Origin of the sequence: Kosakonia sp. WA-90, assembly GCF_039871955.1 — a bacterium.
Lineage (GTDB): Bacteria > Pseudomonadota > Gammaproteobacteria > Enterobacterales > Enterobacteriaceae > Kosakonia > Kosakonia oryzendophytica.
Genome location: NZ_JBDPLJ010000002.1, coordinates 382,130 through 397,442 on the forward strand (window position 1 = coordinate 382,130; position 15,313 = coordinate 397,442).

Below are 15,313 nucleotides of genomic sequence, written 5' to 3' on the forward strand. Positions count from 1 at the left end.
ACGTTAGCTTAATGCGAGAAGCTGGCGTGTATAGGCCTGCTGAGGCTCGCTAAAGACACGCCGACACTCTCCCTGTTCAATCACTTCCCCTTGTTTTAGCACAATGACCTGGTGACATAATGCGCGCACCACGTGCAGATCGTGACTGATAAAGATATACGCCAGCCGGTGCGTCTCCTGTAGTGATTTCAGCAGTGTGAGGATTTGCGCCTGCACGGTACGATCCAGCGATGATGTGGGTTCATCCAGAATGATCAGTTCTGGTTTGAGGATCAGTGCGCGGGCAATGGCAATGCGCTGGCGCTGACCTCCCGAGAACTCGCCGGGAAAACGACGCCGGGTTTCCGGATCCAGCCCCACTTCCTGCATTACCTCAATCACCCGTTGCTCACGGGCGCTACGCGTCAGCTCGGGCTGATGAACGCGCAAACCCTCTTCGATAATTTGCTGTACATTCAACCGCGGGTTGAGTGCGGAGTTGGGATCCTGAAACACCACTTGTATCCGGTGCCGTACCGGTAGCATCTGCTTGCGGTTCCACTGGTGTAGCGGTTTACCGTCAAACAGGATTGCACCCTGTGAGGCGACCAGGCGCAGCAAGGCAAGGCCAGTGGTGCTTTTGCCCGAACCTGACTCGCCAACCAGTCCCAACGTTTCGCCGGGACGCAAGGTAAAGCTGATATTCTTCACCACCGGATTGTGGTTGACCACGCGACGCAGGATCCCTTTACGCACCGGGAAGCTCACGGCAAGGTTTTCCACCTGCAGCAACGGCTGCACATCCTGAGGCAGGGTAACAGGCTCCCCACCGGGTTCGCTATTAATCAGCTTTTGCGTATACGGGTGCGCCGGTGCGTTAAACAACGCCCGGGCACTATTGTGTTCGACACATTTCCCGTTTTGCATCACCGCAACGTTATCCGCCAGCTTGCGCACGATACTGAGGTCGTGAGTAATAAACAGCAAACCCATATTCAGCTCATCGCGCAGTTCACGCAGCAGCACCAGGATCTGTGCCTGTACACTCACATCCAGTGCTGTGGTGGGTTCATCGGCAATCAACAGTTCCGGGCGTGTTAACACGGCCATGGCGATCATTACGCGCTGGCGTTCACCACCGGAAAGCTGGTGGGGAAAATCGCCCAGCCGTGCACGCGCATTGCGGATCCCGACGCGCTCAAGGCAATCAAGAATTTCAGCGCGCGCGGCTTCCCGCCGCATACCGCGATGTAGCGACAGCACTTCATAAAGCTGTTTTTCCAGCGTATGCAGCGGATTGAGGGAAACCATCGGCTCCTGGAAAATCATGGCGATTTTATTGCCGCGCACGCCACGCAGTGTGCTTTCACTGGCATGCAGCAACGATTCGCCATGGAACAGAATATCGCCGGCAGGGTATTCCACGGGAGGAGAAGGCAACAAACGCAGGATCGATAATGCACTGACGCTTTTACCGGAGCCGGATTCGCCGACCAGCGCCAGCGTTTCGCCCGCGTCGATGCGCAGCGATAAATCGTTCACTACTGTCCGCAGTGTATTCTGCTGGCGAAAAGCAACGGTCAGGGAATCAACAGTCAGCAGGGGAGACGTCATCTTACACCGCCTTATTAGGATCGAATGCGTCGCGCACTGCTTCACCAATAAAAATCAGCAGTGAAAGCAGCAGGGCGGTGGAAATAAAAGCGGCGATACCGAGCCAGGGCGCCTGTAAGTTATTTTTCCCCTGAAGCAGAAGTTCCCCTAGCGACGGAGAGCCCAACGGCAAACCGAAGCCCAGAAAATCGAGTGAGGTCAGGGTGGCGACCGAGCTACACAAAATAAACGGCAACAGGGTTAAGGTGGCGACCATGGCGTTGGGGAGCATATGGCGCAGTATAATACCGCGATCGCTTACACCCAGCGCCTGTGCGGCACGGATATAATCAAAATTACGTGTACGCAGGAACTCGGCGCGCACCACGCTGACCAGCGCCATCCAGCCAAACAATACAGTAATGCCTAACAACCACCAGAAACCGGGTTGGATCACGCTGGAGAGCAGAATAATCAGAAACAGCGTCGGCATACCGGACCACACTTCAATAAAACGCTGTCCCCAGAGATCAATTTTGCCACCGTAATAACCCTGTATTGCACCGGCCAGTACGCCAATCACGCTGGAACAGAAGGTCAGCATTAAGCCGAACAGCAAGGAGATCCGGGTGCCATAGAGAATACGCGCCAGTACGTCGCCGCCGTTAGCGTCGGTCCCGAGCCAGTTTTTTGCTGAAGGAGGAGAGGGAAAGGGTTCCGTGGTGGCATAGTTAATACTGCGCGCGCCAAAACGTACGGGCGCCCACAACGTCCAGCCGTGCTCATCAAGCTGTTTACGTAGCCACGGATCCTGATAATCCGCCGGAGTAGCAAAGGGGCCGCCAAAATCGCTCTCGCTGTAATTGATGAGCGCTGGCGCAAACCATTTACCTTCGTAACGCACCAGCAGTGGCTTGTCATTGGCCACCAGCTCTGCGCCGAGGCTGAGGATAAAAATCACCAGAAAGATCCACAATGACCAGTAACCACGGCGATTGTGACGAAAACGCAGCCAGCGGGCCTGGTTGACGTAGCTTAATTGAATCATCAGCGCCCCTCAAAATCGATACGCGGATCCACCAGCGTATAACTGATATCACTGAGAATATTCAGCAGCAGGCCAATCAGAGTGAAAATATAGAGCGTACCGAACATCACCGGGTAATCCCGGGAGACTGTCGCTTCGTAGCCCAGCAGGCCAAGACCGTTAAGGGAGAAAATCACCTCGATCAATAGCGAACCGGTAAAAAACATGCTGATAAAGGTCGCCGGGAACCCCGCAATCACCAACAACATCGCGTTGCGAAAAACATGCTTACGCATGATATTGCGTTCGCTCACGCCTTTGGCGCGGGCGGTGACCACATACTGTTTACGGATCTCATCAAGAAACGAGTTTTTGGTCAGCATGGTCAATGCGGCGAACCCGCCAATCACCGTTGCCAGCACGGGCAGGGTGATATGCCAGAGATAATCCAGCGCCTGTTTGTACCACGGCAGGGCGTCGAAATTGCTTGAGGTAAGCCCGCGCAAGGGGAAAAGATCGTAGTAGCTGCCGCCAGCAAAAAAAACAATCAGCAGGATGGCGAACAGAAACGCCGGGATAGCGTAACCTACAATGATCAGCGCGCTGCTCCAGATATCAAAGCGGCTACCGTTGTACACCGCTTTGCGAATACCAAGGGGAATCGACACCAGATAGATAATCAGTGTTCCCCACAGCCCCAGTGTGATTGACACCGGCATGCTGTCTTTGATCAGTTGCAGTACCGATGCGCTGCGGAACAGGCTATTGCCAAAGTCGAAGCGCAGATAATCCCACAACATTTTGAAATAGCGCTCATGCAACGGTTTATCGAAACCGTAGCGCTGTTTTATCTCTTCAATAACCTGCGGATCCAGGCCGCGCCCGCCACGATAGTGGCTGTCATTGCTTAACGCGTCGCCCACACCGGTGCGGGCATGCGTGGCGCCCATTCCGCCGCCGCTACTGCCCGGCATCGTGCCCTTATCGCCAAACTCAATAGCGGCAATGGCCTGGTCGACCGGGCCACCCGGCGCGATTTGCACAATAAAAAAGTTAATGGTGATGATCGCCCAAAGGGTGGGGATTATCAGTAATAAACGCCGAATGAAATACGCGCCCATCCCTTCTCCTTAACGTCTGGCGGCGGGCAATTTCGCCGCCTTGTTTACGTCATACCACCAGGTGTCAAACCCCAGTGAATAGACCGGGCGAATGCCGGGCATAGAAAACTTATCCCAATAGGCGACGCGATCTGCCGCCATGTACCACATGGGCAGCATGTAATAATTCCAGGTCAGCACCCTGTCCAATGCGCGACCGAGCGGTAGCAGCTTCTCTTTATTACCCTGCCAGCGGTTAATCTGCGCGATCAGGTTGTCTATCGCCGGGTTCTTCACGCCGGGCGCGTTATAAGAAGAGTCGATATACTCTGAGCTCCATGCAATTTGCAGATCGCCGCTTGGCCAGGGTTGTGCACGCCACAGGCGCGGCATCATGTCATAGTCACGGCTGCGCATGCGGTTGGTGGCCTGCGAGTTATCGACCTGGCGGATCTCCATCGTGATGCCCAGTCGGGACAGGTTATGCTGGAACGGCAGTACCCATTGGGTATTCCCGCCCGAGGGTAGCAGTAATTCGAAGGTAAAAGGTTTGCCGGTTTTTTCATCCACGCGTTGCTGATTTTTCAGCACCCAGCCCGCCTGTTTTAACAGCGCATCTGCTTTCAGGAGATTTTCCCGGTCATAGCCATCGCCGTTCGACTTTGCCGGTGTGTAGATAGAGGTGAAGACCTCCGGCGGCACCTGTGCTTTGAGCGGGGCCAGCAGCGTGAGTTCATCAGCATCCGGATAGTTGCGCGCAGCGTATTCTGTGTTCTGGAAATAGCTGTCCGCCCGGCTGTATGCCCCATAAAACAGCGCCTTGTTCATCCATTCAAAATCAAACGCCAGCGAGATGGCTTCCCGCACGCGGCGATCGTTGAATACCGGGCGGGTAATGTTAAACGCCAGCCAGAGTGTGTCTTGCGCGGAGGTATTAGGCTGCTCATCTTTGACAATGTAGCCACGGCTGAAGTTAGTGCCGATATAGCGCGTGGCCCAGTTTTTGGCATCCCCTTCGCTGCGCAGGTCAAATGCTCCCGCTTTGAAGGCTTCGAAGGCGACATTGTCGTCCAGATAGTAGTCATAGCGGATATTGTCGAAATTCCAGCGTCCCCGATTAACGGGCAGATCCGCCGCCCAGTAATTCCGCACACGGGTATAGGCAATATATTGCCCCATGCGCCAGCTACTGATGCGATATGGCCCACTACCCAGCGGCGGCCGGCTCAGTGGCTCGCTTAGTTTATGGTCTTTCCAGAATTTTTCTGGCATAACCGGCAGCGTCAGCAGGCTGAGCATATCTTCTTTGCCGGGTTTCGCCAGTTCAATACGTACCGTTAACGGTGAAATGGCTTTGACGGTAGTGCCCTTATAGATCAGGCGGAATTGCGGCACCCCTTCGGTCATGAATTTATTGAAGGTGAAGGCGACATCGCTCGCACGAATGGGAGAACCGTCGTGAAAGATCGCACGCGGGTTAATGCTTATCTCCATCCAGGCGTAATCATCGGCATAGCGCGCCATCTCCGCGATAAGCGGATAGTAACTTCCCGGCTCGTCGTCAGAGGTGGTAAACAGCGCATCATAGAGGGATTCGGTACGCACTGCGGCATTGCCGCGTAAGGCAAAGCGGTTAAAGTTGTCAAACGTACCCAGTACCGACAGCGTGACATTGCCGCCTTTCGGCGCGGCAGGATTGACATAGTCAAAATGGGAAAAGTTGATGGCATATTTCGGTTCGCCAATCACGGCGAAAGAATCACGTTCCTTGATGGTTTGCGCCTGACAGGCCAGACCGACAAACGCCAACAATAACGCTGAAATGCGGACAAACTTCATTGTGTGTTCCTTTGACCCCGCCTGCGCGGCAGGCGCGCTAAGCTCTTATTGTTGAATAATAAGGGAGCCCTGGCCTGATGTGAAATAATTCGCGCCTACACCAGGGCATCAAAAGAAGGAACCTGCCAGTTAACAAATTGCTCCAGCGTCATCGGGCGGCTGAAATAGTACCCCTGCATAAAGTGCACACCATGTTCGCGCAGCCATCGCGCCTGCTCGGGCGTTTCAACGCCTTCGGCAACGGTGAGCATATTCAGGCGTTTCGCCAGCATTAACACAGCATCCAGTACCGGCGAGGTCACGGTTTCGGTGCCAATTGCATTCACAAAACCGCGATCGATTTTCAGATAATCCAGGGTAAAGCGCTCCAGGTAGATCAGTGCGCTATGGCCGGTGCCGAAATCATCAATCGCGATTTCATACCCTTCGGTGCGTAACCACTCAAACAGTTTTGTCACTTCGGTATAGCGCAGCATATCCCGCTCGGTGATCTCCAGCACGATGCTGAAATGGTGCTGCGGGAGTGAACGCGAGAACGCATGTATATCATCGGCAAAGCTCTCTGCGTGCAGATGTCCCGGCGCGATATTAATTCCCAGCTTTGAGCCTTCTGGCAGCAACGTTTTCAGCACCGGCGCATCGCGGGCTATCAGGCGGAACAAATGCAATGTCAGCGGAATAATCAGTTGCTGCGCTTCGGCAAAATGAATAAAGGCGTCCGGCGGGATCTCGCCAGCGGTGGGGTGTTTCCAGCGCATCAGTACTTCGACGCCGCTGACTTTCAGGCTCTTTGCATTCACCACGGGCTGGTAGACCACATAAAACTGCTCCCGCTTGATGGCGGTCAGGATCTCCTTACCCGGTCGCAGGCGCGTATACAGCATGTAAGCGCTTAGCAAAGCAATCAACATACCCACCGTTGCACCGAGCAGGGCAGCAAACTGAAGATCTTCCTGACGCCATCTTTCCGCGTAGAGATATAGCGTCAGTGGAGAACCATTCACCTGCACTGTGCGAAAAGGACGTTGGTTAAAATTGGCTAAATCAATCAGTCCGGTGGTGAAGGTTGAGATGGCACGATCATTGATACCTATCGCGATCCCGGTCAGATCTGGCTGTTCTGAACTGTACATCATGTAGGGCGTCAGGTTGATGTTCAGCGAGGCAAATACGCCGCGGTCATCGAGTAGCGGGCTGCGGAACCACAAGGCCATTGCCGGTTTGTCCGGCATCATCGGGGTTCCGGGCAAAATCACCATATCAGTCGCTTTATTCAGGTCAATGTCGGGCACCAGATCTTTCATGGGGACATTCATGACACCGGTTGCCGAGGAGCAGATGGCGTTTTGCCCTTTAACCAACAGAAAGGCGCGCACGTTCATCGAAAATGCGGCGCGGGAAGTGAGCTCACTAACAACATCGTGGCAGTCGCTCAGCGTGAGGGGTTGTAATGCCTCCGCCGTGGCGCGGATTTCACCGAGATACGCTGAAAACCAACTCGAAACGCCGTCCAGTAAGGCATCGTAGCGGGTGATACGCTTCTCTTGCTCAAGCCAGAACTGGAACCCGCCGACCGCAAACGCTGTAAGCAGACCGGTAAGAATACTGATCAGCACAATTTTTCGGTTCAGGTGGAAAAAATAGCGGGTGAACATACTGTTGGACCCATTTATACGCATTCAGTAGGGGGGCGGTTGGCGGTTTACTTTTCTGGACTATAGCCCGAAAAACGTTACGAGGATAGCAGACATAAAAAAACACTGCCGGGGCAGTGCTTTTTTATGCTTAACGCCAGCCAAGGGAAAACCGGCGTTAAGTGATTAGCTGCGGGTCAGGATCCGTCGCGCTTCATTGTAGCGCTTCTTCCAGTAAGGCTCGTCCATGCTGGAAATCATCACACCGTTGCTGGTGGAAGCATGAACAAATTGGTTATTACCAATATAAATGCCGACATGTCGACCGGTAGAACCTGCTCTGAACAGAACCAGATCGCCCGTACGCAAACTGGTGCGCGAAATGGACTTACCAGTTTCCTGCTGTTCCCAGGTGGAACGCGGCAGTTCTAAACCAAACTGTTCACGGAACGTGCGCTGCACGAAACCAGAACAATCAATACCTTTTTTGGTGTCGCCGCCCAGACGGTAGCGTACGCCTTTCCAGTCAGCATATTGATCCATAATTCGGGATTTGACATCCAGATTACGAACCATATTTTCAAATTCATCCTGAGAGGTTTGCAGTGAAGAAGCATCTTCACCCACAGCAAGCGTCTCAGAATGCACGTTCTTTGCGGTATTGGTTGAGCAAGCTGACAGCAGTACCGCTACCGCTATCGCGGGGATCGCCCGCAAGATATATCTCACAATCGGCTGAGATTTGACCATATTGATTATTTTCCCTTGAAGTCCTTAACGATAAATATCGTTATAAAAAATGCCAACGCAGCGAGATTAATTATCTGTAAGCAACGAGACAATTACTCATAGTCAGATCTGTGGAAGAACGCACAAATTTACGCACAATGAGAATAAAAGCACTCTTTGCGACAAGACGAACCCGAGATTACCCTAACCCTCCCGGCATTGCGAGCGCTTTTCCGCGTTTTTTTATAAGAAATTATGATACAGAAAGTGAATATTCAGGATTGGTCACAAAACCGTCAATTTGGTTTAAATAGCGTACAAATTGCTCTTTTATAGGCAGATTGCGATGACGTAAAAATGACAAAATTAGGAAAGAGCCGGGAATTTGCATTAGAGATCGAAAACGATCCCTAATGAATGACGCAAAACAATGTTTGTTACTTGTTTAAATTTTGTTATTTCCGGGCAAATAACGATCAAAGCATTGAATAATTTTATCGCTAAGGGGTGTCATCAGACACCATGGCAACCCAATCAGCACCGCTGACAGCGAACCCACCACAATATCCGTAAACCAGTGAGCGCCGATCATTACGCGCGGAAAAGCAAAAACCACAACAATAATCAGGGCAACGCCAAAGGCTTTCTGGCCGAAATAACGCAACATAATGGCGGAAAAAATAAGCAACATCATGCCGTGATCGCCCGGAAAACTGTCTTTAGAGGCATCTTTGGTTGGGAAGTCCAGCAGATCGCTGACTCGGGTAATATCCGTAAAGAAGAGCGACGGGCTTTCCCGTTGCACGGGCATCAGCAACTGCGCCAGCTGGTTTAATACCACTGCAATCAGCAACATGGTCAGGCCAATCATCACGACCCGACGACGGCCGTTACGATCTTCCCGCAGCCAGAAGGTCAGCATCAGGCTTCCCATTGCGAGCAGTGAGCAGGCATCAAAGGCGCGGTTATTGGTCAGCGCAACGAACCATAAATAGGCGCGATTTTCAGCCAGGCCGCGGTTGAAAAAATGGAAAATGGTTGAGTCCAGCGGGAGCCAGAAACCATGATTCGCGGGCAAATACCAGGAAAAAAAGAGCGCCAGACCGGCGACGTTGAGCAGTACAATCAAGGAGTAACGAGTTTTCATCTTCACAGCATTTTTAATTAACACAGGCGCAACGTTAGTGTTGTTAACTTAAACGAAGCTTCAACAGAGTAGACTGAAGCGTGTTCCAGTCAGCTTCAGTGGCGGTAATCAGCTCGATTCGACTATCCGGCGGCGCAGCCTGTTGGGTTTCGATATGCAAATCCTGGCCCTGGCGGTTTACCCGCAACAGCCCTTCGGGAATGCGCAGCACGCCTTTAACGCGTTCGACAGGTGCAAGCCGCGCCCATTCCAGCAAACCAACGGTATCGAACACGGTATCACTATCGAAAATCCAGCCGCAGGCATGGTGGCCCTGGCCGCTATTCAGGTTGCGACGCCAGCGCTGATGTGCCGGTAAGCTCAAGGCAGCCAATCCCTTATTTGCCGCATGAGAATGGTCATGCGCTGCACTGGCTGGCAGTTCACGCAAGTTACGGCGTGGCAGATCGAGCAATGCACCGTCGATGGCGCCCTGCGTAGCGGTGACCTGTAAACGGTCGCCGCCGAACGTTTGCCACCAGCTTTCCAGCGCGCGTTGGCTTTGTGGCGTGGCGCGATCCTGCTTATTCGCGACAATAATGTCAGCTGCAGCCAGCTGATCGCGGAAGTTTTCATTGTTGACCGCTTTATCATCCAGTAACTGGCGCGGATCGAGCAGACACAACGTCGCACGAAGGTCGATCCACGGCTCGTAAACCGGAGCATTAAGCATGTCGAGTATTTGTTTCGGGTGACCGAGTCCGGTAGGTTCAATCAGCAAACGATCGGGTTTGCCCTGGCGCAGGAGAGTATTCAGCCCGACCTGCATCGGCAGACCATTGACGCAGCACATGCAGCCGCCGGGGATCTCTTTAAGCAGCGCTCCGCTGTCTGCCATCAAAGCGCCATCAATACCGACTTCGCCAAATTCATTCACCAGCACTGCCCATTTTTCCTGCGGGTCTTTGTTGGCCAGTAAATGCAATATCGAAGTGGTCTTGCCACTTCCAAGGAAGCCGGTAATGAGGTTGGTTTTTGTCACGGAAACTCCCTGGATCAACAAAATTGCGTATGGCAGGGATCCTGGCGAAAAAAAAAGAAAAAGAGAAGGGCACGGGCGATGTAAAGCACGCATCGCCCGCAGTAATAGCAGTAAATGTTAAGTATTGAGCAAGAATTTCACCGCGCCATGCGCACCGTGGGCGGCAATGTTGCGCCATGCGTCGGTAATGGCATCCACAAATACCGGGTTTTGCGGCAGGTCAGCGCCAAAGATTTCTTGCAGCGTGAGCAAGGCGGTGACGCGTTCCGCTTCACTGCTGGTGTCGACGATAGCGCGAATTTTATCCACCAGTGGGTCGCGAACATCAATTGCTTTACCGGCATCATCAACGCCGCTGACATAACGCATCCAGCCTGCAACGCCCAGTGCCAACAGCGGCCAGTGATGTTCCCGTTGTAAATGTACGCGAATGCCGTCCAGCATTCGTTGCGGTAACTTCTGGCTTCCATCCATGGCGATTTGCCAGGTGCGGTGTTGCAATGCCGGGTTGGCGAAACGCGCAATCAGGCTATCGGCGTAAGCGGTAAGATCAACCCCGGATATTTGCAGCGTCGGCGCCTGCTCCTCAAGCATCAACTGACGCGCAGCGCTGCGAAATGCGCTGTCCTGCATGCACTCGTTAATATGGGCGAAACCGGCAAGATAGCCAAGATACGCCAGGAATGAATGAGTGCCATTAAGCATGCGTAATTTCATCTGTTCCCAGGGGCGTACATCCTGGACTAACTGCGCACCCGCCGCTTCCCACTCCGGTCGCCCGGCCACGAAGTTATCTTCAATAACCCACTGAATAAAGGGTTCACAACCGATCGCGCAGGGATCCTCAACGCCCAGTATTGCACTGATTTCCGCCAGCGATTCCTCGGTTGCCGCCGGTACAATTCGGTCAACCATAGTTGCGGGGAAACTCACGTGTTCGGCAATCCACTGCGCCAGTTCTGGCGAACGGGCCTGCGCCATCCCCAGCACGGCATTTTTCACCACGTGACCATTGTCCGGAATATTGTCGCAAGAGAGGACGGTAAACGGCCCGAGCCCACGCAGGCGGCGACGGTACAGGGCCTCAACCAGAATGCCCGGTGCAGAGTGTGGTTCGTCGGGGTATTGCAGATCATGTTCAATGCGCGGCTGGTGTAAATCCAGCTTGCCGCTGGCAGGGTCGATGCAATAGCCTTTTTCGGTGATCGTCAGTGACACAATGGCGACCTGCGGTTCACAAAACTTCTCAATAATTGCCGCCAGCGAATCGAGTTTTGCATTCAGGCATTCGCTCACCGCGCCAACAATGATCGGCTGGTTACCGTCAGCGCCTTTTTCCAGCACCGTATACAGGTGATCCTGCGCGCGCAGCTGCGTCATCAACGCATCACCGCTAAACAAGCTGATTTCACAGATGCCCCAATCTCCGCCTCGCGCATTCAGCACCCGGTTGGTTAACAGCGCCTGATGCGCGCGGTGAAACGCGCCAAAACCGAAGTGAACAATACGCGAACGCAGCTTCGTGCGATCATACTGAGGTTGCTGAACAGCGGCGGGAAGCGTTATCGAGGCAATTGTTTTCATCTATACACACCTGATTAACCAATAATTAACAACAGGTAGTGTAAAGTTATATGACAGCAAAAAGAATTGGTATGCCGTAATTATCCGGGGAATGTGAGCTGGATCAATCATTGCTGCGGGAGGGTTTGATCCTTTTGCGTAAACATGTATGGTAGTCGTCATCAAGTTACGTGCATTGGTATAACAACTTTAGAGGGTAAGGCGATGGAACAAACCTGGCGTTGGTATGGACCGAACGATCCGGTATCTCTTGATGACGTGCGTCAGGCGGGCGCGACAGGCGTAGTCACTGCGCTGCACCATATCCCTAACGGCCAGGTCTGGCCGGTGGAGGAGATTAAAGCGCGTCAGGCGCTGCTGGCGGAGAAAGGGCTGGTCTGGTCGGTCGTGGAAAGTATCCCGGTGCATGAAGATATTAAAACCCATACCGGGCAGTACGACACCTGGATTGCTAACTATCAGCAGAGCATTCGTAACCTGGCGGCCTGCGGTATTGATACCGTGTGCTACAACTTTATGCCGATCCTCGACTGGACGCGGACCGATCTGGAATATCAACTGCCGGATGGCTCTAAAGCGTTACGTTTTGACCAGATTGCGTTTGCCGCGTTTGAAATGCATATCCTGAAGCGTAAAGGTGCAGAAGCGGATTACAGCGACGAAGAGCAGCGCCAGGCGCTGGCCTACTTTAACGCGATGAGCGAAGCGGAAGTGGAAAAACTGACGCGTAACATTATCGCGGGTTTGCCGGGGGCGGAAGAGGGCTACACGCTGGAGCAGTTCCACGCACGTCTGGCGGAATACGACGGTATAGATAAAGCGCAACTGCGCGAAAATATGGCTTATTTCCTGCGCGCTATCGTACCGGTCGCCCAGGAAGTGGGTGTCCGCATGGCGGTGCACCCGGACGATCCGCCGCGTCCGATCCTCGGCCTGCCACGCATTGTTTCCACGATTGAAGATATGCAGTGGCTGAAAGACGCGGTTAACAGCATCAATAACGGCTTTACCATGTGCACAGGCTCTTACGGCGTGCGTGCGGATAACGACCTGGTGCAGATGATCGAGACATTTGGCGATCGCATTCACTTTACGCATCTGCGTTCGACCTGCCGTGAAGAGAACCCGAAAACCTTCCATGAAGCGGCACATTTGCAGGGCGATGTGGATATGGTGTCGGTCGTTGCGGCGATCCTGAGCGAAGAACAGCGTCGCAAGAAAGCGGGCGATCTGCGTCCTATTCCGTTCCGTCCGGACCACGGTCACCAAATGCTGGACGACCTGCGTAAGAAAACGAATCCGGGTTACTCGGCAATTGGTCGTCTGAAAGGAATGGCGGAAGTGCGCGGTGTTGAACTGGCACTGAAGAAAACCCTGTTCCGCGATTTGCTGTAAGCGTCACGGGCGGGTAAGTACCGCCAGCAGACAAAAGAAAAAGCCACTTCATTGAAGTGGCTTTTTTACTGCATCGCTTATCAGTCGGCGCGCCCCATGTAGCGGCGCTCTTCGATATGGATACGGATTTTCTCACCGGTGGTCAGGTATTCCGGAACCTGCACCACCAGGCCTGTATTCAGCGTGGCGGGTTTGGTACGGGAGCTGGCGGATGCGCCTTTGATACCCGGAGCCGTTTCAACGATTTCCAGATCGACAGTTTGCGGCAGTTCCAGCGCCAGCAACTGACCATCCCACAGCAGAACCTGCATATCCGGCATGCCGCCTTCCGGAATAAACTGCAGCTCTTCTTCAATCTGATCTTTGTTGAAGGTATACGGGGTATAGTCTTCTTTATCCATAAACACGTATTCGTTGCCGTCAACATAGGAGAAGTCGACGAAACGACGGTTCAGGGTCACGGTATCAAGGATATCGTCGCCTTTAAAACGCTCTTCGACTTTCAGCCCGGTACGGACATCAGAGAAGCGCATTTTGTACAGCGTTGCTGCGCCGCGGGCGCTGGGTGACTGAATATCAATATCTTTTACAATCAGCAGCTTGCCATTGTAATTCAGCACCATACCTTTTTTAATTTCGTTCGCTCTTGGCATTGCAAGGGTCCTGTAAAAATGAAAATCACGAAAATATCGCGACAAAGTACTCGCGAGGGCCTTTTCAGGCAAGTGGAATTGGCGAGTTTTGCATTCCATCAGTAAAAGATGGTAGCGTGCGCCTGTTCGCGCCACTCCGACGCGTAATAAATGAAAGAGAGCCATATGGAATGCCGTCCGGACTGCGGAGCTTGCTGTACTGCCCCGTCCATCAGTAGCCCGATCCCCGGCATGCCTAACGGCAAACCGGCCAACACCCCATGCGTGCAACTCGACGCGCAACAGCGCTGTAAAATCTTTGGCTCGTCGCTGCGCCCGAAAGTGTGCGCTGGCCTGCAACCTGGCCGTGAGATGTGCGGGCAGAGCCGTGCTGATGCCATGATTTATCTACTCGATCTGGAACGCCAGACCGCGCCTTAAACGTCTTTGATTCGCGTCAGACCTGCCTGTGTCAACAGGGCCATCGCCAGCGCAATCCAGAACACAGCATGATAACTCCAGATTTCGGCCACCACGCCCGCCAGTGAACCGGCGATGATCCAGCCCACGCGCGTGGTATTGGTGTAAAGGGTCGTCGCAGAACCGGCCTGACCGGGCATTAAATCCTGGAAATAGAGCATGCCAATCCCGGCGAGAATGCCAATATAGATGGCGTTCAGCAACTGTAAGGCTAGCAGGATAGCCGGGGTATGCACCGTCAACATCCCGAGATAGAAACAGGTGCCCGCTACTGCACTGACGCGCATCAAAAAGCGCTTGCCATAGCGTTTAGCGTAATAACCGGCAATCAGCATGGTGGGGATTTCCAGCCCGGCTGCAGTGCCCATCATTACCCCAGCCAGCTTCTCCGGGAGATGCAATTCATCAATGATAAACAACGGCATATTGATGATGTAAAGGCTATTGGTGCCCCACATCAGGGTACAAATCACAAACAGCAGTAGCGCGTCGCGACGATGCGTCCGCGGCGCTTCCAGCACCGTTGACGTTGGCTGAGGAACTTTGCGCATACTGGGCAGGAACAGCCTCACCATCGCCGCACAGGCCATGAATGCGACGGCGGCGCATAAGTACATCACCGTAAAACCAAATCCCATGGCCAGTGCGTAAGCCAGCGGTGGGCCAATCACCCACGCCAGCGATACCTGCGCGCGCAAAATGGAGCTGAACATTACCGCTTCCCGCCCGGTGTTATCCGCATGTTCCCGCGCCAGGGCGAACATCTGCGGGTTAGCCGTGGAACCAAAGCTGCTCAGAAAGACGCCCACAAACAGCAGGATAAAGTAATTGCGATTCCAGGCGAACAATCCGCAGGCCAGCACGCCGAGCAGGCAGCAGAAAACGATCAGTGTCTTGCGATCGCCTTTGCGGTCGGAGCGCCCGGCAAGAAACTGACTGACCAGAATGCCAATCACCGCGCTGCCGGTGAAAAAGAACCCCACCATAGCCGGACGGACATGCACTTCATTGGTTAAAAACAGGCTGAGTGTTGGCGTTTGCAAAGCACCGGCAATACCGGTCAGGAAGGCGACAATCAAAAACGCTGTCGACGTGAAATCAAACGCGCCGGGTCGGGTGGTGGCGGGGGAGTTTTGCATTTTACTCTGAGATC

The 15,313-nt window shown here is 53.5% G+C and carries 13 protein-coding genes; 2 read left to right on the forward strand and 11 right to left on the reverse strand.

Going from position 1 to position 15,313, the window contains the following annotated elements; translation table 11 throughout:
* Nucleotides 1-3 precede the first annotated feature (3 nt).
* The 9 genes from yejF to ABGA49_RS05065 all read right to left on the reverse strand — a co-directional run bounded on the left by yejF (nt 4) and on the right by ABGA49_RS05065 (nt 11,653).
* Nucleotides 4-1,593 (reverse strand): microcin C ABC transporter ATP-binding protein YejF, encoded by a 1,590-nt coding sequence (gene yejF, locus ABGA49_RS05025; RefSeq protein WP_347665216.1) that lies wholly within the window; start codon nt 1,591-1,593, stop codon nt 4-6.
* 1 nt (nt 1,594) lies between these two features.
* Entirely contained in the window at nt 1,595-2,620 is a 1,026-nt protein-coding gene (locus ABGA49_RS05030; protein ID WP_061493973.1) for an ABC transporter permease, read from the reverse strand.
* Nucleotides 2,620-3,720 (reverse strand): microcin C ABC transporter permease YejB, encoded by a 1,101-nt coding sequence (locus ABGA49_RS05035; protein WP_061493974.1) that lies wholly within the window; start codon nt 3,718-3,720, stop codon nt 2,620-2,622. The genes ABGA49_RS05030 and ABGA49_RS05035 overlap by 1 nt, the downstream gene beginning before the upstream one ends.
* 9 nt (nt 3,721-3,729) lie before the next feature.
* A complete protein-coding gene (locus ABGA49_RS05040) occupies nt 3,730-5,538 on the reverse strand; it encodes an extracellular solute-binding protein (protein WP_347665217.1) in 1,809 nt (602 codons plus the stop codon).
* 95 nt (nt 5,539-5,633) lie between these two features.
* The gene (locus ABGA49_RS05045; RefSeq protein WP_061493976.1) at nt 5,634-7,193 is read right to left on the reverse strand and encodes a cyclic di-GMP phosphodiesterase; all 1,560 of its coding nucleotides are present in this window, start codon (nt 7,191-7,193) and stop codon (nt 5,634-5,636) included.
* Nucleotides 7,194-7,358: 165 nt separating this feature from the next.
* A complete protein-coding gene (mepS, locus tag ABGA49_RS05050) occupies nt 7,359-7,922 on the reverse strand; it encodes a bifunctional murein DD-endopeptidase/murein LD-carboxypeptidase (RefSeq protein WP_061493977.1) in 564 nt (187 codons plus the stop codon).
* 424 nt (nt 7,923-8,346) lie between these two features.
* On the reverse strand, nt 8,347-9,048 hold the full coding sequence (locus ABGA49_RS05055; protein ID WP_347665218.1) for a phosphatase PAP2 family protein: 702 nt from the start codon (nt 9,046-9,048) through the stop codon (nt 8,347-8,349).
* Between the two features lie 43 nt (nt 9,049-9,091).
* The gene (locus tag ABGA49_RS05060; protein WP_347665219.1) at nt 9,092-10,069 is read right to left on the reverse strand and encodes a GTP-binding protein; all 978 of its coding nucleotides are present in this window, start codon (nt 10,067-10,069) and stop codon (nt 9,092-9,094) included.
* Nucleotides 10,070-10,186: 117 nt separating this feature from the next.
* A complete protein-coding gene (locus tag ABGA49_RS05065; RefSeq protein WP_347665220.1) occupies nt 10,187-11,653 on the reverse strand; it encodes a fructuronate reductase in 1,467 nt (488 codons plus the stop codon).
* Nucleotides 11,654-11,857: 204 nt separating this feature from the next.
* On the opposite strand from ABGA49_RS05065, the gene uxuA reads away from it, so the two are divergent.
* Complete coding sequence (gene uxuA / locus ABGA49_RS05070; RefSeq protein WP_061493981.1) at nt 11,858-13,048, forward strand: mannonate dehydratase; 1,191 nt, start codon at nt 11,858-11,860, stop codon at nt 13,046-13,048.
* Nucleotides 13,049-13,128: 80 nt separating this feature from the next.
* Here uxuA and yeiP read toward each other — a convergent pair whose 3' ends face one another.
* The gene (yeiP, locus tag ABGA49_RS05075) at nt 13,129-13,701 is read right to left on the reverse strand and encodes an elongation factor P-like protein YeiP (protein WP_061493982.1); all 573 of its coding nucleotides are present in this window, start codon (nt 13,699-13,701) and stop codon (nt 13,129-13,131) included.
* Nucleotides 13,702-13,866: 165 nt separating this feature from the next.
* On the opposite strand from yeiP, the gene ABGA49_RS05080 reads away from it, so the two are divergent.
* Complete coding sequence (locus ABGA49_RS05080) at nt 13,867-14,121, forward strand: YkgJ family cysteine cluster protein (protein WP_347665221.1); 255 nt, start codon at nt 13,867-13,869, stop codon at nt 14,119-14,121.
* Here ABGA49_RS05080 and setB read toward each other — a convergent pair.
* A complete protein-coding gene (gene setB, locus ABGA49_RS05085) occupies nt 14,118-15,299 on the reverse strand; it encodes a sugar efflux transporter SetB (RefSeq protein ID WP_061499849.1) in 1,182 nt (393 codons plus the stop codon). The two genes, ABGA49_RS05080 and setB, sit on opposite strands and share 4 nt — an antisense overlap.
* Nucleotides 15,300-15,313: the final 14 nt, after the last annotated feature.

What these genes read in the sequence shown, in the direction of transcription:
- ABGA49_RS05045 (WP_061493976.1), bottom strand. Translation starts at nt 7,193, where the DNA reads ATGTTCACCCGCTATTTTTTCCACCTGAACCGAAAAATTGTGCTGATC.
- mepS (WP_061493977.1), bottom strand. Translation starts at nt 7,922, where the DNA reads ATGGTCAAATCTCAGCCGATTGTGAGATATATCTTGCGGGCGATCCCC.
- ABGA49_RS05040 (WP_347665217.1), bottom strand. Translation starts at nt 5,538, where the DNA reads ATGAAGTTTGTCCGCATTTCAGCGTTATTGTTGGCGTTTGTCGGTCTG.
- setB (WP_061499849.1), bottom strand. Translation starts at nt 15,299, where the DNA reads ATGCAAAACTCCCCCGCCACCACCCGACCCGGCGCGTTTGATTTCACG.
- ABGA49_RS05035 (WP_061493974.1), bottom strand. Translation starts at nt 3,720, where the DNA reads ATGGGCGCGTATTTCATTCGGCGTTTATTACTGATAATCCCCACCCTT.
- uxuA (WP_061493981.1), top strand. Translation starts at nt 11,858, where the DNA reads ATGGAACAAACCTGGCGTTGGTATGGACCGAACGATCCGGTATCTCTT.
- ABGA49_RS05055 (WP_347665218.1), bottom strand. Translation starts at nt 9,048, where the DNA reads ATGAAAACTCGTTACTCCTTGATTGTACTGCTCAACGTCGCCGGTCTG.
- ABGA49_RS05080 (WP_347665221.1), top strand. Translation starts at nt 13,867, where the DNA reads ATGGAATGCCGTCCGGACTGCGGAGCTTGCTGTACTGCCCCGTCCATC.
- ABGA49_RS05065 (WP_347665220.1), bottom strand. Translation starts at nt 11,653, where the DNA reads ATGAAAACAATTGCCTCGATAACGCTTCCCGCCGCTGTTCAGCAACCT.
- ABGA49_RS05030 (WP_061493973.1), bottom strand. Translation starts at nt 2,620, where the DNA reads ATGATTCAATTAAGCTACGTCAACCAGGCCCGCTGGCTGCGTTTTCGT.
- yejF (WP_347665216.1), bottom strand. Translation starts at nt 1,593, where the DNA reads ATGACGTCTCCCCTGCTGACTGTTGATTCCCTGACCGTTGCTTTTCGC.
- yeiP (WP_061493982.1), bottom strand. Translation starts at nt 13,701, where the DNA reads ATGCCAAGAGCGAACGAAATTAAAAAAGGTATGGTGCTGAATTACAAT.